18 protein-coding genes are annotated in these 20105 nt (G+C 56.8%); 11 read left to right on the top strand and 7 right to left on the bottom strand.

Annotated elements, in window-relative coordinates:
- Window positions 1-40: 40 nt before the first annotated feature.
- Window positions 41-733, top strand: coding sequence for a hypothetical protein (locus tag WBN46_RS15075; protein ID WP_337732267.1), 693 nt, complete (start codon window positions 41-43; stop codon window positions 731-733).
- Between the two features lie 100 nt (window positions 734-833).
- Here the strand turns inward: WBN46_RS15075 and WBN46_RS15070 are convergent, their stop codons facing one another.
- Window positions 834-1433, bottom strand: coding sequence for a hypothetical protein (locus WBN46_RS15070; RefSeq protein WP_337732266.1), 600 nt, complete (start codon window positions 1431-1433; stop codon window positions 834-836).
- A complete protein-coding gene (locus WBN46_RS15065; RefSeq protein WP_337732265.1) occupies window positions 1433-2380 on the bottom strand; it encodes an SOS response-associated peptidase family protein in 948 nt (315 codons plus the stop codon). Before WBN46_RS15065 ends, WBN46_RS15070 begins: the two co-directional genes overlap by 1 nt.
- Before the next feature lie 60 nt (window positions 2381-2440).
- On the opposite strand from WBN46_RS15065, the gene WBN46_RS15060 reads away from it, so the two are divergent.
- Window positions 2441-2728, top strand: a complete 288-nt coding sequence (locus WBN46_RS15060) for a hypothetical protein (RefSeq protein WP_337732264.1) — start codon at window positions 2441-2443, stop codon at window positions 2726-2728.
- Here the strand turns inward: WBN46_RS15060 and WBN46_RS15055 are convergent.
- The 4 genes from WBN46_RS15055 to WBN46_RS15040 all read right to left on the bottom strand — a co-directional run bounded on the left by WBN46_RS15055 (window position 2725) and on the right by WBN46_RS15040 (window position 4876).
- Window positions 2725-3153: a hypothetical protein gene (locus tag WBN46_RS15055; protein ID WP_337732263.1), complete on the bottom strand. Its 429-nt coding sequence runs from the start codon at window positions 3151-3153 to the stop codon at window positions 2725-2727. The two genes, WBN46_RS15060 and WBN46_RS15055, sit on opposite strands and share 4 nt — an antisense overlap.
- A gap of 469 nt (window positions 3154-3622) precedes the next feature.
- Window positions 3623-3847, bottom strand: coding sequence for a hypothetical protein (locus WBN46_RS15050; protein WP_337732262.1), 225 nt, complete (start codon window positions 3845-3847; stop codon window positions 3623-3625).
- A complete protein-coding gene (locus WBN46_RS15045) occupies window positions 3847-4191 on the bottom strand; it encodes a hypothetical protein (RefSeq protein ID WP_337732261.1) in 345 nt (114 codons plus the stop codon). The genes WBN46_RS15050 and WBN46_RS15045 overlap by 1 nt, the downstream gene beginning before the upstream one ends.
- A 94-nt stretch (window positions 4192-4285) precedes the next feature.
- Window positions 4286-4876: a DNA-3-methyladenine glycosylase gene (locus WBN46_RS15040; RefSeq protein WP_337732260.1), complete on the bottom strand. Its 591-nt coding sequence runs from the start codon at window positions 4874-4876 to the stop codon at window positions 4286-4288.
- A gap of 195 nt (window positions 4877-5071) precedes the next feature.
- Here WBN46_RS15040 and umuD point away from each other — a divergent pair, with 195 nt between their 5' ends.
- The 9 genes from umuD (at window position 5072) to WBN46_RS14995 (ending at window position 18324) form a co-directional block, all read left to right on the top strand.
- Window positions 5072-5551 carry a translesion error-prone DNA polymerase V autoproteolytic subunit gene (gene umuD, locus WBN46_RS15035; RefSeq protein WP_337732259.1) on the top strand — a complete coding sequence of 160 codons (480 nt, stop codon included), beginning with the start codon at window positions 5072-5074 and terminating at the stop codon, window positions 5549-5551.
- The gene (locus WBN46_RS15030; RefSeq protein WP_337732258.1) at window positions 5535-6782 is read left to right on the top strand and encodes a Y-family DNA polymerase; all 1248 of its coding nucleotides are present in this window, start codon (window positions 5535-5537) and stop codon (window positions 6780-6782) included. The genes umuD and WBN46_RS15030 overlap by 17 nt, the downstream gene beginning before the upstream one ends.
- A gap of 6 nt (window positions 6783-6788) precedes the next feature.
- Window positions 6789-7634 (top strand): endonuclease, encoded by an 846-nt coding sequence (locus WBN46_RS15025; protein WP_337732257.1) that lies wholly within the window; start codon window positions 6789-6791, stop codon window positions 7632-7634.
- 2047 nt (window positions 7635-9681) lie between these two features.
- On the top strand, window positions 9682-10443 hold the full coding sequence (virB5, locus tag WBN46_RS15020) for a P-type DNA transfer protein VirB5 (protein ID WP_337732256.1): 762 nt from the start codon (window positions 9682-9684) through the stop codon (window positions 10441-10443).
- Between the two features lie 481 nt (window positions 10444-10924).
- Window positions 10925-12049: a type IV secretion system protein gene (locus tag WBN46_RS15015; RefSeq protein ID WP_337732255.1), complete on the top strand. Its 1125-nt coding sequence runs from the start codon at window positions 10925-10927 to the stop codon at window positions 12047-12049.
- Between the two features lie 863 nt (window positions 12050-12912).
- The gene (gene mobC, locus WBN46_RS15010) at window positions 12913-13515 is read left to right on the top strand and encodes a plasmid mobilization relaxosome protein MobC (RefSeq protein WP_337732254.1); all 603 of its coding nucleotides are present in this window, start codon (window positions 12913-12915) and stop codon (window positions 13513-13515) included.
- Between the two features lie 655 nt (window positions 13516-14170).
- Window positions 14171-15178 (top strand): ATP-binding protein, encoded by a 1008-nt coding sequence (locus tag WBN46_RS15005; RefSeq protein WP_337732253.1) that lies wholly within the window; start codon window positions 14171-14173, stop codon window positions 15176-15178.
- Between the two features lie 655 nt (window positions 15179-15833).
- The gene (locus WBN46_RS15000) at window positions 15834-17777 is read left to right on the top strand and encodes a S8 family peptidase (RefSeq protein ID WP_337732252.1); all 1944 of its coding nucleotides are present in this window, start codon (window positions 15834-15836) and stop codon (window positions 17775-17777) included.
- Window positions 17778-17841: 64 nt separating this feature from the next.
- Entirely contained in the window at window positions 17842-18324 is a 483-nt protein-coding gene (locus tag WBN46_RS14995) for a hypothetical protein (RefSeq protein WP_337732251.1), read from the top strand.
- Between the two features lie 295 nt (window positions 18325-18619).
- Here the strand turns inward: WBN46_RS14995 and WBN46_RS14990 are convergent, their stop codons facing one another.
- A complete protein-coding gene (locus tag WBN46_RS14990) occupies window positions 18620-19612 on the bottom strand; it encodes a hypothetical protein (RefSeq protein WP_337732250.1) in 993 nt (330 codons plus the stop codon).
- Window positions 19613-20105: the final 493 nt, after the last annotated feature.

Here is a 20105-nt window from a genome sequence, read left to right as displayed (position 1 = left end):
CCAAGGAAACGCGCGCAGGGACTGGTAGCGGGGGTACGTGATGGTCGTAATCCAAGAAGTCGTCTCATTGCCTCCGGGTGTCCTTGAATGGTTAACAGCGATCGGAAGCTTACTTGCCGGTATTGGCACCCTGGGTCTCATGTGGGCTGCGCGAGCGGGCTTGAATAGTTGGCGTCTCGAAGCGAAGTCAAAGAGAGCCATGCAGCTAGGGGAGGAAATTCTTGCTCTTTCATACGAGTGCTTCGAAGCGATCGAGTACATGAGAATGGATTTCCCTTTGGCATCAGAACTCGCAGCCTTAGAGCAAGAGCCAACGGAGTCAGTAGAAGAGTTCCACTCACGCCGTCACATAGCCCCAGTTATTGGCAGATATCAGAAAGCCTCAGAGAAAATATCTCGTTTGTTAGCGATGCGGTTTCGCGCTGCCGCATTGTTTTCTGAAGAGCACGGGCGCGTCCTGCAGACGATTCCAAAGCTTGCGAACGATGTGCTTCAGGTAGCCAACGATCTGGATCAACAACGCCGAAATCTAGCGAAGCATCCAAATCTAGCTGTTGAGCGCCCCGATATGTATCAAGCCTGGCTCAGTCGGCTCTTCACGCTCGACGACGCGCTTTGGTGGCGGCCTTACCAAGAAAACAATCAGTTGAATTTGCAGGCAGACATTGCAAAGAAGAAGATTGAAGCCTTGTATAAGCCGATCGTTTCGGATGGCACGTACTCAGACCGTTGAGATTTCCAAATCGCTGTCCAGATCGCACACTACTGTTCACACGGTTTGGTGATCGTTGTTGCGCTCAAAGATCAAGTGTATTCGCTCTCGTACTCAACATTCAGAGCTTAGGTAGTCCACTGTTAGTCACATTCGTCTCTGGAATGGGAGCATCTAAATCTGCGCCTTCCACATCGTACTGGTCAACAAAGTCAAAGAGGTATGCGTGCACTATTGCAGCACTTTTTGGGGTCTGAATTCGGCTGATCAGATCTTGCAGCTCGCGGTCTAGCCAGTCGAGTTGCTGGCGCCGTGGCTTCCCTGTCCATTCTTCAGAATGCAGGCGCTCTTTTATTGGATCGAAGACTGCGCGGATCGCATCAGACATGACGTAGTTGGGATCAGGAGCGACAGTCTTGTAGAGGTCGTCCAACAGTTCATCGCGCCCGTCACCATAGCTGGGGCCCTCATTGATACGGCGGTAAGGTCTGTCGCGGCTGTACATAAATCCGCTCGTATCCATGCCTTCCCCGAGCATGTTGAGCGCATTGTGCACTCCTTCATCCCACGTGCCGCGGTCCGAATCGGATAGGAATGCCGCCAGCTCTAGATCTTGCTTATCGTAGTCTTTCCAGAACTGCCGGAAAGTGTTTGATCTGGGGTAGCGAGAAACCCAAGCGTCGAGGGCGTGAATGCGCGCCACTGCTTCTTCGTTTTTCATCACGCAGCCTTTGAAATCTGATGTTCGTAGTAAGCCTCGGGCCGATCGTCGAGGATGGCCTGCAGCTCGTCCCACGATCTACCTTCGGGCGTTAGCCAGCGCTCAACGTTTTCCGGCTTGATCTGGATGATCGTCCGATCATGCCCAGCTGCAGCCACCTCGGGTGCCGGCTCGTCCGTGATCGCCGCGAAGGACAGGAGAGGGCCGGCGTCAGTCGGTGACTCGTTCCACAGGCAGGCAATGATCATGTCCTGCTGGGGCTTGGGCTGGAATTCCAGCACCACATTCTCGGACGCCTCGCCCGGCGCCAACTCCCTGTGTTCCATGTTGTGTCGCTCTACGTTCTCGTAGAACGCGCTGACCACGATGATCCCGTGCCTCTGGCCGAACAGCTCCTTCCACGTTTTGGGGATGCTGTCCCGCCTGGCGTTGTACGTCCCGGGATACTTCCGCTCGATGAACTCCTGCCAGCCGGGTAGGCGGCACTGGTACCGCATAGGCTTCAGGAGACGCTGCTGTCCCTCCTGCACGACCACCGGCACGTACATGCCTGGGAAGAAGCGGGCATCCCGCGGCTTAGGCTCAGTGCGCTGCAGGTCGTTGAGATCCAGAACCAGCTTGCTGATCTTGTCGGTCGCGATTCGCTGGTCTTCCTGGGCCTTCTTGGTGGTCTTCGTTTGGAGGGTGCGCTCTGCGTCTGCCAGTCGCTTCTTCTGTTTGAAGAGCTCTTGCTGCAGGTCGGTTTCCCTTTGGGCACGCTTGGCAACGATCTCCTGCCAGATAGCCTGAGCCTGGTCGCCTTTCTGGGTACGGAACCAGTCTTCGACGACCTTGGGCAGCTTGGAGCGGGAACCGACCGGGCCCTGCCAGACGTTAGCCGCAAAGTCCTCGAGGCTTAGGACGGCGCCGTACTCGCGGATGTAGTTCTCGTAGTCGGCTTGGATCATGGCTGAGAAGCACACGGGGGGGTTCTCCCTTCGGGACTGGATAAGGCTATCCTGCGACGTATGAACGAGCCAGAAGACGACATCAGCCCCATCGGCGACCTCACCCCCCTAGAGCGGGAGGTTGCCGGGGTGCTGGCAAAGTACGGAGTCGACGCAGACACCGACCTCGTGATCCGTAAGCTCCGCTCGACGCTGCGTGTTGCGGAGCTGGCCAAGGCGCTAGGACGTCCCCTGGGCCAGCGCGAGCGCAAGATCGTGAGTCGCCGGTTTCTCGGCGGGCAGACCGTCGACCAGGTCCTGGCCCACTTGCAGGCAGGGGCGCCGCGGTCGTCAGAAGGCGCTGACTAAGGTTCGAAGTCCCCAGGGGTGGCCAGACCGCGGCGATTGAGCTCGGCCTGCACGGCGGCTTCGATTACGGCTCCATCTTCCTCTGTCACGCCCTCAATCAGCGGTGCCTTCGCGTGGTCCACGGCGCGCCAGAAGATCAGCTCGTCCTGAGTGGCGTCGGGCAGCTCCTCAAGGGCAGCCAGGAACATGTCCCACTGCGGGCCCGCCAATCGCTCCTCAGAAACTGTCGTGCGCCTTATTCCGAGCAGGCCTGAAAGCTCCAGCAGGCGGGAATAGACCTCGACCTTTGACTCAGGCGGTGACTCCTCGAGTAGCTGGGCCCAGAGGGTCTCGATGAACTCGTGCGGATTGCTGCCGACCTGACCATCACGGATGGCGGCCTCAGCTTCGTCTAGGCGAACAGTAACTTCGTCGAAGGTGAGCATAGGTGGACTATAGGGCTGCGCAGTTGCTAGCGCGTGTGGACGAGTCGCCAGCACCAGGCTGGCTGCTCAGGAGTGCCGCGTCAGCAAGGGCGCATAGCGATGCATCTCTAGCGCGGATCCAGTTCTCAACAAACATCTTGCCCCGTCGTACCGTAGGCACAGCCACGGTACGACCTGGAGTTTCGATAGATTGGTCTAGAAAACGCACGCCGAAACCTATTCCATGCGGTTCGATGCAAGCGATCGGACGTTGGGATAAATAGAGCGTGTGGGCCGTGCGATGGGGGTTGACCTTGAATCGGTCGCCGACATGCGGGCTCTCTCGCCAAGAGAAGTTGGGCGCTAGAGAGATAGTCATTTATTGTCCTGCGTTTTACTGCACAGAATTTTGTTGGGTGAGCCGTGGATTCGGCGTCAATTCCTGCCGTGATCGGCACACATGTTGGACAGCATTCAGATCAGCCAGCCGCTAGGGAGACATGGATGCGGGGAGATAGCCGCAGGCGATCAGGTAGCGGAGGGAATCTTCGTACACCTGCGCGTGTTCCTTGGGGTCGGCGGACGCGTAGAGCGGCACCAGTGCCTTCTCCAGCTCTTTCCAGAGCTCATCGCGCCGCAGACCCTTGTAGTACAAGTTGCGCGCCGCGCTTTTGAATTCGTCCCAAGCGTCGGCGTTCCAGATCAGCCGCGCCATCAAGAGGCCTGCGCCCAGCCGGGACGCTGCCACGCGTAGAAGCGGCGCCGTTTCGCTGGCTCCATCGGTGGGGCGAGGTCCTCACGTCCGCAGGCTCGGACGATGAGGCGCAGGCGTTGCAGCGCCCAGCGACCGGCCGACCCTCGGCCAAGTTCTGCATTGCGAACAGCCCACCGCTGGCATTCGACACCAGGCACATCGAGCAGGGTCTGGACGACCCAGCCGCCGTTGCCCGTCTGTTCAACGCGAGCTATGGGAAAGGCGTCCAAATACATCACATGGGCGTCAACGTCTGCTTCCTGGCGCCACACGAAATCCGGCGGGAGCTTGGCTTTGGCGGCCATCTCGTCAGATCTCCATCAGTCAAAAAATAGAAGAAGCTAAGTTACGCACGACATGTGGACACGATGTCAAAGCGAGACAGCTCCAGAGGGGTCGCTACCGTGGCTTGCGTAGCTTCGACACGTGGACACTATCCGGCACATGCCACCGCCAGGGATGCTCTTTAGCTTTGGATATCCCGATCCTTGGTGTAGCTGCAGGTTTGCGGGGCGGGGCAACGCCGTCGTCAACGAGCCACACGCCCTGGTCCTTCGTCACTAGATCAGCACCGTTGAGCTCACCAGTGATTCCCAGCGCTTGAGCTAGACGGCCGGGTCCGCTTCCCAGGTCACCATCACGCCGCAGGTTCCCTCTCGCCTCCCGGATGGCATCAAGCCGCTGCACGGGCTCGATGGCGCGGAGCAGCACGCCAACGCCTTCTCCCTCAGCACCGCAAACAGTGTTGGCGCACCAATGGATGCCGTAGCTGAAGTACACGTAGAGGTGACCAGCCTCACCAAACATCGTGGCGTTGCGGGCGGTCTTGCCTCGGTAGGTGTGGGCGGCAGGATCCTCCACGCCGCAGTATGCCTCTACTTCAACAATGCGACCGGCGCGGCCATCAGCAACGACGATCAGTTTGTTGAGCAGTTCTGGTGCTACGACTCTTGGATCGCGAGCGTAGAAGCTACGAGGCAACGGTTGCATTGGATGACCGTATCGAATTGCGCGTGAAACTGCCGCGCATGCCACTGGTTTCAGTTCCACGCAAGAAGCAGACTCAGCGCAATCAATGGGTTTGGCCCGTTCAGCGAAATACTAATAGCGAGGGCCGCGGCGACAGGTCTACGATTTTCTGCCCCGTCTCGCACGGTGCGACGGGGAGGCCAGAGGATGCGCCCCATGCTGAACCCCGCACACGACACCATTGCCCACTTGATCGGCCCTGCAGCGATTGACCCAGTGCCGCAGCCATTGCCGCTGGGCGCTGCGCTGGTGCGCGCAGGGTTCCCGTCGCCGGCTGAAGACTTTCAAGACGACACGATCGACTTGAACGACATGCTGGTCCGCAACCCGTTGGCTACGTACCTCTACAGGGCTGAAGGTTGGTCCATGCTCCACGCCGGCATCTGTGACGGCGACCTGCTGGTGGTCGATCGCTCTGTGACGCCTGTCGACGGGGATCTCGTCATTGCTACTTGGGACGGAAATCAGCCGGCGTGCAAGATGCTGAAGGTGTGCGCTGATCACATTGAGCTCCATAGCCGGAACCCGCATTACCCGCCTATCGTCCTTGCGCCTGGCACGGAGGCGGAAGTCTTCGCTGTTGTGAGCGTGGCCCGCCAGATCCATCGAGGCAGGAACCGTGTTCGCTCTGGTTGACGGAAACAACTTCTACGCGAGCTGCGAGCGGGTGTTTGACCCGGCTATCCGCAAGAAGCCGGTTGTAGTGCTCAGCAACAACGACGGCTGTGCCATCGCCCGAAGTGCTGAAGCCAAGGCCCTTGGCATCCGCATGGGCCATCCGATCCACCAGGTAGCGCCAGCGTTGCGCCGGCAGCTTGTGGTGCGGTCAGCCAACTTCACGTTGTACGGCGACATGAGCGCCCGCGTGGTGTCCATCCTCAGGGATGCGGCGCCGCGTGTGGAGGTCTATTCAATCGATGAGTCGTTCCTGGACCTGTCGGGCATCCGGGACCGCGAGGCTTTCTGTCGTGACCTCCGCGATCGCGTCCACCGCTGGACGGGTATCCCGAACTGCATTGGCGTAGCGCCTACCAAGACGCTAGCCAAGATGGCCAACAAGTTGGCGAAGTCGGGCAGGGGAGTGGTGGTGCTGGCCAGCAAGGCGCAGCAGGCCCAAGCCCTGGAAGACTTCCCTGTGGGCGATCTCTGGGGCGTAGGCAGGAAGTGGTCCGAGAAGCTGGCCGCCCTGGGGATCACCACGGCCGCACAGCTGCGGGACGCACCTACCGACCTGATCCTGGAGCGGTTTGGCGTGGTTATGACCAGGACGCAGCGCGAGTTGCAGGGGCAGTCCTGTATGGACCTGGAGGAGATCGAGCCTGATCGCCAGCAGATCATCGTGAGCCGGTCCTTTGCCGATCGCGTCGAGGATCATGAGGCGGTCGCCCAGGCGGTGGCCACGTTTGCAGTCCGTGCCTGCGAGAAGCTACGCCGCCGCGGCTTGGTGGCCTCTGCAGTCGGGGTTTTCGCGCATACCGACCCCTACCGGCCCGAGCTCAAGCAGCACAACCCGGGGCGCATGGTCAGCTTCCCAACGGCTACGTCGGACTCCCGCATGGTGCTGAGAGCTATTCGCCGACTGATGGCGGGCATGCTGCGCAGTGGCTACGGCTACAAGAAGGCGGGCGTGACGCTCACCGACTTAGCTAGACCCAGCGAGCTGCAGGGCGACCTGTTCTCACCCGCTACGGTCGGGGACGATCGCCTCATGGCGACGCTCGACCAGATCAACCGCAAGTTCGGACGGGGCGTAGCGGGGCTGGGTGCCAGCGGTTGGCAGGCTAAGCCAGCCTGGGGCATGCGCCAGCAGATGTTGTCCCCCTGCTACACGACCTCTGTCCACGACCTCCCTCGAGCGACCTGCTAGTCCGCCATGCTGTTCCGATCCCAAGAGCGTCCACGCTTCCCGTACGAGTACCCATCCCATCTGCAGTCGCAGATCCAGGATCTGCCTCGAGCGGCCGGCGTGTACTACTTCTATGGCGACAGTCAGTCGGTGCCGCTCTACATCGGGAAAAGCGTCAACATCCGCACGCGGGTAATGAATCACCTCCGCACGGCGGAGGAGGCAAGGTTGCTCGCCCAGACTCAATCTATAACCCACGTTCGAACGGCGGGTGACTTGGGGGCCCAGCTTCTCGAAGCGCAGCAAATTAAGGCTCTGCAACCGCTCTATAACAAGAAGCTTCGACGTGTGCACAGGCTATGTTCCATGGCACTAGATCTAGCGGGGGTCAGGTTCGTCTACTCCAACGAGCCCGAATTTCGAACGCACCATGAGCTTTATGGCTTGTTTGGCAGCAAGGTTCGCGCAGTAGAGACACTTCGCAAGTTCGCCGACGAGAACAACCTATGCTATGTGCGTTTAGGGATTGAAAGACCACAAGGTGAAAGGCCCTGCTTCCGGTACACAATCGGACGATGTGGAGGCGTCTGCTGCGGAAAGGGAGACGTATTGGTGCATGACCAGCTGTTGAGAGGGGCACTCGAATCGATACACGTGATGAAGTGGCCCTATCAAGGTCGCATAGCGATCGAAGAGCGCGACGAAGGCGGTCGACAGCTTCATGTGATTGATCATTGGCGCTACTGCGGCAGCGCTGGATCATTGAAAGATGCAAAGAAGTTGAAGCTGATTAACGCAGAGTTCGACAGGGACGACTACTACATCCTGGCGCAACCCATCAGGTTGGGCGGAGTCAAAGTGCGCGAACTGTAATTTGCATGCCTGCACAGCCATAGAGAATGCGAAACGAAGGCGCGTAGTTTCTAGCTCAGGAGCATCCCGTTGGCGAGGGGCTTAGCGCGACGTCACTGCAGCCATAGGTCGGGTCAGGGCGATCGATCAAATTCTGCGCAGACCTCCGCCAAGCGTGGTAGCAGCTTCTATCTTGATAGTTCCCAACATGTGTGATTAGATTCGATCGTCGGCGAGACATTGCCGGCTACGGTGGGCCAGATTGTTCTTCGGTTGCCACCAAAGTTAGAACGGATCCGCCTGACCGAAGCTAGCGCCGCCACGCTTAGCCATAGAGGTGCAGGAATATACGGACCGCTTCTTTCGGTTGGCGGGCTACGGACCACGCATACGTGGTCCCCTTTCGCGCAAGTTGTGCTTAGGGCGGCCAATAGGCCGGCGGTCCGTCGTACCCGTCATTCTTGAATTCGCCCTAGCACCTTGCATCTCACTTGTTCGAGCAAGTGCCTACTGCAAAGGGTGCATCGTGACCACACATACTGAAAATTCCCTCGACTATCTCTCGTCGAAGTACCCACCATCCCTAAGCGTGAATCAGGTGGCAGAAATCACCTCTACCTCTGCCGATGCCGTCCGAAACGCGTTGAGTAGGGGCAACTATCCAATTCCGTCATTCAAGCTGGGGCGTAGGCGCCTATTTCGGCTGGTCGACGTTGCTGCACACCTGGACGTGCAATTTAGGGCGACAAACTCGCTAGCGAATCCGCAAGCCGAGGGCTCGAAGCGAGCAACAAGCAAGCCAAGCGATCCATCGGTGCGGGGTCGGTCATGAGTACAACAGTTGACCTTCTGCTAAAACTCACCGATGGGTCACCACTAATGCCCCAGACGCAGCTTGCAAAAATTCTAAGTAGAAGTCCAGACGGACTGCGAATGACGCTGGCAGGTGACAACAGCCTAGCTAGACGACTCAACCCAGCCAAGCGTCGAATCGGGAAAAGAATCTACTTTGCAGTCGTTGAAGTTGCAAAGCTGATAGACGATCTGGACGAGAGGGCGGCGGCATGAACTATGAAGTCGCTGCTTGCTCTCATCATAGTGTTCCAACACAACTCTCCCGAGATAAGAGGCTATCGTTCCGCGCAAGAGGTATTGCCATCCGCCTTTTGAGCAACGCTCCTGGTTTCCGTATGAGCGCGACCGACCTTGCGCGTGAGTCGGCAACTGAGGGTAGGTTCGCCATTCTCACAGCAATGAGGGAGCTAAGGGCTCTCGGATACGCACACGTAATCAAGCAGCAGGATGCCCGCGGCCGCTGGAGCACGATCACTCGCATCTATGGCGACCCCAAGCCGGAAACGGGTGACCACACTCCGGCGGCCGAAGTGCAAAAACCGAACTCCGGCAAACCGAACTCCGGTCGACCGACAGCCGGTGCGTCGAGATCCGGTGGACCGAGATCCGGAAACCGCACCGCAAGAAGCAGTAGTAGTAAGAAGACTCTTCTACAAGAAGAAACTACTACGACAGCGGGCGATCACTTGGATTGGTCGGCCACAGGGCTGGAGGCGCTGAGTGAAAACGATCGTTCTCGCGCAAGAGTCATGCTTGCCCCTCTTCGCTCGGAAGTCCAACAGGATGTCCTTGATGAGTTTGCTGCGCGGATGGAGGAAACATCGGTGGTAAGCCCTAACGGGCTGCTGATTGAGCTTATCGCGCGTGCACGAAGCGGGACCTTCAACTTCAGCCGGGGACGGCGTATAGGCCTTAGGCGCCAATGCGGTGACGTCAAGACCGCAGATACCTCGAATGCTGGCCCGGCGCATGAATCACCTTTCATGAACTCCGTGAATTGGGCATATCAGCAGTTTCGCGTTGACGACGACGAAGAAGTGCTTAGAAGCCGCCTTCGAGAGGCAGATGCTCGGTGGCCAGACGAAGCGCGACTTTACCGAGAGCGATCACGCATGACTTCAGCAGTGGCGACTGTGATGAACGACAACATCTTCCCAGGGAACGCGCTGGCAACCCATGGACCGAAGCGGACTCCAATCGAGGAGGCAAAAGCATGAAAAGTGGAGTCTATGTGGGCTGGAGATGCCGCCTGCTTCAAATCGCGTCAGCGTTTCTTCTCGCGATAGCCTACGCCGGCGACGCAACCGCGTCTGGTGTACCTGTCATCGATACCGCCTCAATTGCTCAAGGTCAGGCGAACCAAGCAGAGAGCATTGCTAAGGCGATAGAGCAGATTGACCAGCTGAAAGGTCAGCTCGCGCAGATGAAAAGGCAATACAGTGCGGTGACTGGAAGTAGGGCACTCGGAGAAATTGCTAACGACCCATCCTTCAAGCAATACCTACCCGAGCAATGGAAGAAGGTTTACGACCAAGTCGCAAATGGCGGCTACAAGGGCCTTTCGGGACACGCTCGAGCAATCAGGGAGGGATCCTCTCTCTACGACGCATGCTCAAGGCATAGGGAGGCGGAAAAAGCGCTATGTGAGCGTGCGGCGGCCAAAGGTGCGATTGATAAGGCGTTCGCTCTCGACGCGTATGACAAAGCAGCGAGCCGCTGGGACCAAATAGCTGCGCTAATGAAATCAATCAATCGAACGACTGATCCAAAAGCGATCGCTGAGCTTCAAGCGAGAATCCAGACCGAGCAAGCGGCTCTTCAAAACGAACAAACGAAGCTAGATCTATATCGCCTTGTTGCCGACGCAGAGTCGAAGCTAATAGAACAGCAGATTGTAGAGAGGAACGCGAGAGTCTGGAATTCGAAAGGGCGAGGCATTCAAGTTGAACCGATGAAGTTCAGGAGGAAGCCGTGAAGAGTCTCCATCTCGTCTATCTCGCTTCCGAGGTCGTCGTTCTTACATGGATTATCCGCAAGCTTTACGCGAACGCTTTCAACCTTCCGAAGTGGCCGATCGTATGGTTCGTAGTGACTTCTCTGGTGCAGTTGGCGGTCGCGGCATGGGAGTGGTGTCTGCACCCAATTTTTGGGGGAGCTGTCCAAGTGGAACATACCCAACTGCTAGGAATACTCCTTTTTATTCAAGCTCTGATGCCATTGAGAATCTTCGCGATATCAGTCGAGCATCGTGAATTGGGGGGGGCGTATGACGTCTAGCAAGAATATTGCATTGGCCATTTTGAGCTGCTTCATCCTCTCTAGCTGCAGCATCGGAGGCAATACGGCATGGAAAGACGACGAAGGCAAAGAGGTGGAAGAGAAGGAAATCCGTGCGAGAGATCGCGCTGTCTGGACTGCCAAGGGGCGTGGAATTGATCTAAAGCAGGAGAAGCGCGATGAGTAGCTCCGTAATGCTGTTTAGGTTTGTAGGCGAGACAATAGACGGGGCTGTCAACTCGTTCGTGATTCCTGCCGTGGGGAACCTCACAAACTCGTTGGGGCCTTTGGCGGTGGCTGGCGTCACTCTTTACCTATTGATCATGTCCTACATGATGATGGGTGGGTATCTCACCTCGCCTGTATCTGCCGTACTGAAGCAGCTCGTGAAGTTCGCCATCATTGCAACGTTCGCACTGAATAGTGGCAACTACATGGAATGGGTAGTGGGAGCGCTTGAGGGTCTACAAGCCGGCTTGGCTAGCGCTGTTCAGCCAGGCACATCTAACAGTTCCACGATATACGAAGCACTTGATAGATCTCTGGATAGATCGTTCACGCTCGTAGGCGAATGCCTTTCAAATGCAGATGAAGCTGGAATGCACATTGGATCGGCGCTTGGCTGGCTTTTCTCGGGGTTGTCGATCGGCATTGGCGCCCTCCTCTTTGCGCTGATCGGAGGAGCGATAGTTATGACCGCCAAGCTCGCTTTAGGAATTATGTTTGGGGTCGGTCCACTGTTCATTATGTGCTTGATGTGGCCGGCTACAGCGCGATTCTTCGACGCATGGTTCAGTCAGGTTCTGAACTACACGCTCACCATTGTCTTTGCTTCGGTTGTGATGACCTTCGCTAATGCAGCCTTCGACCACTTCATTGCGGCGGCCGATGTGTCGGCCAACGGCATCAACTCGCCTGCTTTTGCCGCTTTGCAGATTCTAGGGTTGACGGGAATCCTGTCGTACCTCCTCCTCCAAGTCGGCGGTATGGCCTCTGGCTTGGCAGGTGGTGTCTCTGCGGCCGCAATGTCGCTACGTGAGATGGCTTCACCCATTACAAGTGCAGCGAGAGCTGCATCTACCGGTGCAGCTTCGGTAAACGATATCGCGAATCCAGTATCTACAAGGCTGGACCCTAAGACGGGCCTGCAGACCACATCTCGTCGATTCGAGCATGTTGCGATGGGAAGGACGCTCGCGTCGCCGAATCCCGCCTACAGGCGGGCTGTGATGGATCAGTTCCGCCAGTCAATGGGGATAAAGAACGGTGTAAAGGGTTCGGAAGAAAGCGGAGGCGGGCGGTGACACTTCTAGCAATGAACAGTGCGCAGTGCCAGGTATTGAGATCGTCTCCTGTCATCAGGCGAGCTCAGATACGGAAGATTGACCCAGACGCAGTGTTTCGCATCGCACTCTACGTCTCCGATGGTGGGCGCCCGTGCCGCATCGAGCACATGAAGTTTCACACCGGGGGTAAGGCTGTGAGCTATGTAGTGGCAGCCTACCCGTCTGTCACTGATATAGAGTTTCGACCGTTTTGACCGCCAACTGGATAAGGTCGTCTTGACGAACGGCTGGGCTCCTCGGGGTTTGCTCGTCATGACGAACGGCTGGGCTCCCCGGGGTTTGTTCGTCATGACGAACGGCTGGGCTCCCCGGAGTTTGTTCGTCATGACGAACGGCTGGGCTCCCCGGGGTTTGTTCGTCATGACGAACGCCTAGGGCTCCCTGGGGTTTGTTCGTCATGACGAACAGCTGGGCTCCCCGGGGTTTGTTCGTCATGACGAACGCCTCGGGCTCCCCGCGGTTTGTTCGTCATGACGAACGCCTGGGGTTCCCCAGGGTTTGTTCGTCATGACGAACGGATTGGACTCCACGGGGTTTGTTCGTCATGACGAACAGTTCGACCTTCTAGGGGGTAAGCCCGAAGGTCAGCGCAAAAATCACACTCACGATTCAGAGCGAACATCCTCATTGCGCGCACGTAGAGGGATGGATTGCGGCGTCGCTCAAAGAATGAGCTGGAGTTGCGAGTTTTCGTCCGGACGAAAAAATTGGGGGTTGAGAGTTCTATTGCAGGATAGGCACTTGGTGCCGATGTGTGGACACATTTAGCTGAGGGCGCCGTAGATATGGGTCCTTCTGAGGAACAGGCGGGAGGTGGTTATATGACGCGAAAATCAAAGAAGGGCTTGGGCCGCAAAGAAAGCAAAGTGTTGCGACTGAGAGTGCCCGTCGACCTACTGGCGCACTGGGAGAGCTTCATCGAGGCGAATCAAGAAGATGGTCCTGAGGTTCTTCGGCAAGTGATGGCTCAGCTAGCGAACAGGCCCAGACCAAAGGTCAAGGACGAGGTGCAGCACGAAGAAGGAAAACTTACCGTGGATCGGGTTGTAGATCGCGCACCAAAGAAGGCAGTGAAGTTGATGCTCACTCAGTCGGAGTACGCCGCGATATCTAAGATCGCGCATGATCGTGAGTGCTCAATCCAGTTTTGGATTGTGAGCTTGATTCGTGCAGCGCTGACGCGAGGGATAACCGTGGGCGGCGCTGAGCTTGAGGCCCTTGGATCGTCCAACTATGAGCTATCCGCAATTGGGCGAAATCTGAATCAAATCGCGAGGCGGCTTAATATGGGCACTGGAGCCGATACCAACAAACTGGCGCTGTTAGCCGAACACCTACTTGAAAAGGTCGACGTACATAGGCGAGAAGTCCATGCGCTTGTGAACGCGTGCTCTCATAGATGGCGGATAGTTGATGAGAGCTAGTAGCCCAGGTCTCAATGGTGATGCCGTGTGTGGCAGCTGGATCCCGAATACTACGAGGCGAATTGTCAATGTCATACGAGGTGGGCCTACTCTACGAGCTGTCGCGAGAGCTTATTGGTGGCAAGATGTCGAAGATTGCGGCAGAGATCGAGAGGGAGCGGAGTCAATCTGCGCCAGACTGCGAACGAATCCGCGAGCTCCAGGAGAAATCCACGCTGCTATTCGTGGAGCGTGAGGAAATGCGATCGGACGACGAGAGTGCTATTCGGTCAAGCATTGCAAGGCATTCGCGTTTGTCAGGTGAAGAGCTGGCGGACTTGCTGGGTCGAGGCTCCTGAGCGAGGGATGGGCAAGCCCTAATACCCCCGGATGAAGAGGCCACCCGGATGCACTCCATTTGCCTGTAGCGCAGCCGAGATCTGCTGGAAGCATTCGATTCCCGGCCGTGCCGATGCGAGGGCAAGCGGTCCTAGTCCAGTGGTACGGAGAATGGCCCTATTCAGTTCACCAATCCGCGAGCCAGATGGCTGGGTAGCAAGGCTGACGTCCTCGGGGGACGCGGCCCTATTGGTGCGAGGGCACAAAGGCTAGAATGGCTAAGGTAGGCGTAACTTCCGCTATTCCGCAGCTCAACCAGGTCCGTTTGGAGGTCCGAGTGTCGACCAAGCAACTGCTTGCATTGTTGACCTCTCATATTGAGGGAGACGAGGACCAGTTCCTTTCTATCGCACTTCAAATTGCGGCACATGAAGCGCGTCAAGGCAGACAGGAAGAGGCTGATAGGCTGAAAAGTTTGGTTCAGCGTGCTCGCGATCGCCAGCGTCGCTCCAAGTTGACTAGTGGTCAGACGGCAATTCCACTAGCGAGGCCTCGTGGGGAGCTCCAAGGCTTGTTGGAGGCCGGATATCCGAAGACTTCACTTGCAAGCATGGTACTCACAGATGAAGTGAGGCATCGATTAGAACGGGTTGTGCGAGAACAATCCGAACGAGCGCGATTGCGAGATTACGGCCTTGCTCCCACCACACACCTTCTGCTTGTGGGTCCTCCTGGAACGGGCAAGACTATGACCGCATCGGCGCTGGCCGGCGAACTTCACCTTCCGCTATTCACCATCCGTCTTGAGGCCATCTTCAGCAGGTTCTTTGGTGAGACGGCAAGCAAGTTGAGGCTGGTATTCGATCAGATAGCACAGACGCGTGGAGTCTATCTTTTTGACGAGTTTGACGCTATCGGTGCCCGCCGCGGCGATACCAATGATGTGGGCGAGATAAGGCGAGTTCTAAACTCCATGCTAGCGTTCATGGAGGAGCCAAACTCCACTGACAGCCTGATCCTTGCAGCGACAAACCACGTAGAAATCCTTGACGAAGCACTTGCTCGTAGATTCGACGAGGTGATTGAATATCACTTGCCAGACAATACATCGGCACGTGCAATTCTCGAAGGCCGCTTAGGCAACTTAAAACCTAGTTCTCGAGTTTGGTCGACAATTGAGCCATCGTTGACTGGCCTTAGTCATGGAGAGATCGTGCGTGCAGGGGACGCAGTTGTTAAAGACGCGATATTGAAAGGTGACGCAAAGATCTCTTCGCAAGCATTGCACACTGCAATTAAGAATCGGCAAACGCTGCAGGGAAGGTTCCGGAAACGAGTGACCTGAAATAGCAGCTCGCTGGCCGCCGTAAAAACAAACGAATGGACTTCTTTGAGGTGGTATGACGGCGCCAGATGACTACGGGGCAAGGGATAGGCCTCATATCTCTATTGATGCCTTTAGAGAGGTTGTTCAGTACAGCTATCCGCTGCGTCCAGTACAGCGGAGAGCGGCGCGCGAGAACTACGAAGGTCATTCCCGGGAGCTGTTAGCGCAGCTCTCTGAAGCATTGCCGAGCATCCCTCCGACGTCTGCTGATTTTCGCGCAACGATATCTGGTCTCCCGAGCGGCTCGGTTGTAGAGGTATCAACTACGTCGCCTGCTTCCTCACGAGTCGCTGCTGTGCGGCTTCCTCAAAAGCTAGAGTTCCCAGCGCAAGACATTGCGATCTTGAGGACAGAGAGAAATCAAGATAGGAGTGAGCGGGCGCTTGTGTTCATTCCGGATGAGTCGCGTGAGTTTTTACGTGAGAGACTTCGTGAGTACGGAAGCGCATCAGTCGGCGCAACGCGTCCGCACCTGGACCGATTCGAAGTTGTCGAGAAAATATCTGCGGCTACACCACAAGCCCTTTTCGTAGGAAAAGTCGACTTTGAGTCTACCGAGGCTGCCTGGTGGGAGTTGTGGATAAGAGGGGCGGAACGGAGTGTCAATCTTCTAGTGGAGCTGGTTCGCTCCACTGAAGGGATTGATATCCACGCGGATAGGCTGAAATTCCCGGATACAACAGTTTTATTCCTACACGGCCCAGTGCGCTCCATTGCGGACTTCGCGGCGCAGGTGCCCGGTGCCATAACTGAAATTCGCGCGGCTACTGGCACCATCGAGCCCTTCTTAGATCAACGTGCAGGTGGAGCAACTTCAAATGACTGGGTGGCCGACCTAGTCGAGCGAATGGAGAGCCCTCCGGAGAATTCACCTTCCGTTTGCGCGCTAGACACTGGCGTGGCCGGGGGGCATCCCCTACTTGCTCTCAGCCTTGCGGGTGCGTGGGCGTATGACGATTCCTGGGGTGCGGACGATCATTACCCATACGGAGGACACGGGACTGCGATTGCGGGCTTAATACTATTTGGTGATCTTGATGCGGCAATGCAAAGTGCCGAGGTGTTTCGTTTGACTCACACGGTGGAGTCAATGAAGCTCCTACCGCCCGCCGGCTTCCCACCAACGCGTCCCTTGAGCTATGGAATAGCGACTCAAGGCGCAGTTGCCAAAGTGGAAGTGGAGCGTGCTGGTGTAAAGAGAGCATTCTGTCTCGCAGCCTCTACGGAGGACTTTCCGCCCAGTCGTCCATCTACGTGGAGCGGCGCTCTGGATCAGATTGCCGCTGGTTCAATGGCGGGTGATTCAGTTGAGAGCGAATTGGCCATGGATCGTCCAAAGCGCTTGATGCTAGTAGCGACGGGAAACACTCCTGAAGGCATGCTTGAAGATGTGAAGCTTCTGCAGTCAATGGAAGATCCATCACAGAGTTGGAATGCCCTGACAATTGGTGGCTTCACGCGGAAGGATGTTGTGCCTGCTCCGCCGCCTCTGCTCACGGCAGTAGTCGCGGCTAACAATAGAAGTCCCTATAGCCGTGGATCTACTGATCTTCCCTTCGACATTACACCCATCAAGCCTGAGGTTTTGTTTGAGGCAGGCAACATGCTCCATGATGCCGGCGGACTGTGCGATTGGCATCCGTCCGTCTCATTGTTGGCCCTCGGCAAAGACGTTACCTCAGAGCCGCTAGTGCCTTTCTGGGCAACTAGTGCTGCTGTGGGCGTGGCCGGCCACTTTATTGGTCAATTGCAGGCTGCGCTTCCGATGCTTTGGCCTGAAACGCATCGCGCACTTACAGTCGACTCAGCGCAATGGCCAGGACCCGTACACAAGAGGTTTGTTGGTAGGGGCGCGCACTGGAAGAGTGGTTCCAAGAGGGATAAGCAGATGCTCCTGCGAGAGGTCGGGTATGGCGTACCCCAGATTGACCGAGCGATCCAATCGGCCCGAAATGACATGAGTCTCATCGCTCAGTCAGAGATCCAACCATTCGCGCTCGGATCTGATGGCAGGTCAGGTGTCTTCAACGAAATGCACTTCTACGATCTCCCGTGGCCAAGATCTACCCTTGAAGCACTTGAAAACGAAGTAGTAGTGATGAAAGTCACGCTGTCATATTTTGTCGAGCCAAACCTTTCAGGTCGAGCTGCTACGAGACCTGATACGTATCGTTCTTTCGGACTCCGATTCGCAATGAAGAAGCGTTCGGAGACTGACTCGGCCTTCCGTGCACGTATAAATGCAGCCCAAGAGCGTGATACCTCTAATCCAACTGAAGAGGCGGGCTATTGGCTCCTTGGCGAGAAGGCGATCAACGCAGGCTCTCTGCACTGCGACTTGTGGCGTGGATACGCTATAGATCTTGCGGGACATGATGCGATTGCAGTGTTCCCGGTAGGTGGATGGTGGAAGTCGCATACAGGACAGAGACGAGTGACGGACAAAGGGCGTTACGCGCTCGTTGTCTCGATCTCAGCACCAGGCCATGCCGTGGACATGCATGCAGAAGTTGAGGCGCTAGTGAGCCTTGGAGTTGGCCAGACGGTTTCTAGTTGAACCCAGTTTAATTGAGATGTTTGATGTAAGTGGAAGTTCCGCCGATAGATGAGGTATAGCGTCGATGGATTCAGCTCCTCTATTCCATGCAACTTTTGCGAATCTTGTGTTAGGCACGACGCTGCGTGCAGTGGGAAGAACCACGTTTTATCCTGAGGTCGTAGATCTCCTAGAGGCTTCTCGTCCGGCAAAGCGGCCTTCCCGCGCGGTTTGTATGTTTGCCGCAGAGTCACCCGAGGCAGCGTACAGATTTCTCATGAGCCAAAGGAGCGAAGAGAACCAGTCCATAAATGTCTATCAAGTTGAAATGGGCGACTATCACAAAGCGCCTTTCCGCGTGATTCACGAAATAAGCAAAAGAATGACTGCATCGTCGCCGACTACGTCCTTGGTCGATGAGTATTGGAGTCCGTCGAAGAACTGGACATTCTGGGAATTTTTTGGACCGGAGTTTGATGTGGTTTCGAAGGTCTCCGTTGATCAAGTGAAGGTGTACGCAATTGGACTGCGCTACGGCTCTGATGTGGACTTGAGCGCCAGGATTTAGTGGTTAGGGAGAAGGGTCGGAATGCATGACTTCGTTTGAAGAGTGCTACCGTCCCGCTACAAGATTTTCGACCATAGGGTCTGGCGGTACGCTTACGGTACAGCGGCTAGTTTCCGATTACTGACCGAATTTTCGCTAACCTTCTGATTCAAAAGGAACTAGGCTTCGCTGACCTTCGTTGCGCTTCTCTACATACTGCTTGGCTTACGGCATTGCGAGCGAACTCATAATCCTTTGGTTCCAGGTTCGAGTCCTGGTGGGCCCACCAAAACGCAATTCGAGAAAGATCAGCCAGTCAATGCTGGTCCTGGTAGCGAATCTGCGTGGCGCCGCCGCTCTGAAGAATGATGCCGGTCTTGTCCGCTGGCAAAAGTACGGCAATGGGGTGGGTTGTGTTTGCCTTGTAGCGCCAGGCTTCGCCACCTTTGAGATCGACCAGTTCGATCTTGCCGCGTGTCGATTCAATGCCGGCCAGTACCAACCAAGGCTCACCTGGTGTGTATGAGGCCCATTGCACCGTCTGCAAAGTGAGGGGATAGGTTCGCTCTCGCTTCCAGTTATGCGTGTCCCATTGCACGATCTCTGTCTGCTGCCCCGAGATGATGGGCGGGAAGTCCTGACGCTTTTCCTTCGGCAGCCAGTTCACCGTGACCAGCCGCTTGCCATCGTCCATCAGCATGACGGCCAGGACATCGGTCCGGATCTCCAGCCCGTAGGTGGAGGTGCTGCTGACGACACGCATGCGGAGAGACTCGCCTGCGGTCTCCAGTTTCAGCAGCATCAACTCGCCGCTGCTGCTGCCCACGGCGATCAATCCGGACTTCTTGTCCGATCCAAGGGCCGTCACCGATCCCTTGAGGCGCAAGGCGTCGCCGACTACCGCGCGCTTTGCATGGTCGTACAGCCGTAGTTCGTTGGCGCTTCCGATCAGGTAGTAGCCCTTGACGGGGCTTGCTGCAACCGGACCGCCGTGCCATTCCCCCGGGAGCGCGAGTAACAATTCACCGCTGCGCGCATCCCACACCTTGGGCGTGCCCTCCGGGTCAAGGTCCATTACCGTGGTGCCGATCGAACTGGTCAGCACGATGCCATCCTCAGGACCGATGGCGACATGGTCGATCCGGACCGTATGTGCTTGGCGCGCGATACGCGAATCCACCCTGCGGGTGTCCCAAAGCTCCAGTCTTCCGCTTTCGCGTCCCACGGCCAACAGTTTGAGCTCCGGGTCGTACACGACTGAACTCGCCCTGTCGTCCAAGCGGCGATTCAGGTCGATGAAGTTCTGCACAAACTCGGTAGGTGGACGCCCCGTTCTGGATGCCAGTGCCCACCATGAAAGCGCCAGAGTGGCGCATAGCAGTAGAAGTGCGGCAAACCACTTTCCGAACACTCCAGTGTCCACGTCTTCCCTGTAATGGCTGCCCCAGTCGGCGCAATCCTAGCAAGGTTATCGGGTGCTGGAGCGACCTTGCCCCCAGTCGAGGATTAACCTGATATCGCGCCCCTGGCCGCTCGGTGAACCTGGGCCTCAGCTACCGATTCTGAGACGCCAGAGATCCAATGTGAGGGGCTCCCGCTCGGGAGCCCCTCATTGTTTTTGATCCTAAGCAACGTTCGGCCCCGGGGCTAAAGCGGGCAGTACGACGCCGGCTTCTTTGCCGAAGGCGGGACCCTTAGTTCCGATGTCAGCTGTCGGTCGCGACCATGCTTTCTCGGCGCTCTCAATAGCAGCTTTATGTGAGGCATCGTTATGGAGTGGGCTCGGTGCCTCCGTGGGGGGT

The organism is Pseudoxanthomonas sp. CCNWLW251 (assembly GCF_037402255.1).
Taxonomy (GTDB): Bacteria; Pseudomonadota; Gammaproteobacteria; order Xanthomonadales; family Xanthomonadaceae; genus Pseudoxanthomonas_A.
This window is presented reverse-complemented; position numbering and strand designations above follow the sequence as displayed.

What these genes read in the sequence shown, in the direction of transcription:
- WBN46_RS15065 (WP_337732265.1), bottom strand. Translation starts at nt 2,380, where the DNA reads ATGATCCAAGCCGACTACGAGAACTACATCCGCGAGTACGGCGCCGTC.
- WBN46_RS15050 (WP_337732262.1), bottom strand. Translation starts at nt 3,847, where the DNA reads ATGGCGCGGCTGATCTGGAACGCCGACGCTTGGGACGAATTCAAAAGC.
- mobC (WP_337732254.1), top strand. Translation starts at nt 12,913, where the DNA reads ATGACGCGAAAATCAAAGAAGGGCTTGGGCCGCAAAGAAAGCAAAGTG.
- WBN46_RS14995 (WP_337732251.1), top strand. Translation starts at nt 17,842, where the DNA reads ATGGATTCAGCTCCTCTATTCCATGCAACTTTTGCGAATCTTGTGTTA.
- WBN46_RS15060 (WP_337732264.1), top strand. Translation starts at nt 2,441, where the DNA reads ATGAACGAGCCAGAAGACGACATCAGCCCCATCGGCGACCTCACCCCC.
- WBN46_RS15070 (WP_337732266.1), bottom strand. Translation starts at nt 1,433, where the DNA reads ATGAAAAACGAAGAAGCAGTGGCGCGCATTCACGCCCTCGACGCTTGG.
- umuD (WP_337732259.1), top strand. Translation starts at nt 5,072, where the DNA reads ATGCTGAACCCCGCACACGACACCATTGCCCACTTGATCGGCCCTGCA.
- WBN46_RS15040 (WP_337732260.1), bottom strand. Translation starts at nt 4,876, where the DNA reads ATGCAACCGTTGCCTCGTAGCTTCTACGCTCGCGATCCAAGAGTCGTA.
- WBN46_RS15055 (WP_337732263.1), bottom strand. Translation starts at nt 3,153, where the DNA reads ATGCTCACCTTCGACGAAGTTACTGTTCGCCTAGACGAAGCTGAGGCC.
- WBN46_RS15025 (WP_337732257.1), top strand. Translation starts at nt 6,789, where the DNA reads ATGCTGTTCCGATCCCAAGAGCGTCCACGCTTCCCGTACGAGTACCCA.
- WBN46_RS15045 (WP_337732261.1), bottom strand. Translation starts at nt 4,191, where the DNA reads ATGGCCGCCAAAGCCAAGCTCCCGCCGGATTTCGTGTGGCGCCAGGAA.
- WBN46_RS15015 (WP_337732255.1), top strand. Translation starts at nt 10,925, where the DNA reads ATGAGTAGCTCCGTAATGCTGTTTAGGTTTGTAGGCGAGACAATAGAC.
- WBN46_RS15075 (WP_337732267.1), top strand. Translation starts at nt 41, where the DNA reads ATGGTCGTAATCCAAGAAGTCGTCTCATTGCCTCCGGGTGTCCTTGAA.
- virB5 (WP_337732256.1), top strand. Translation starts at nt 9,682, where the DNA reads ATGAAAAGTGGAGTCTATGTGGGCTGGAGATGCCGCCTGCTTCAAATC.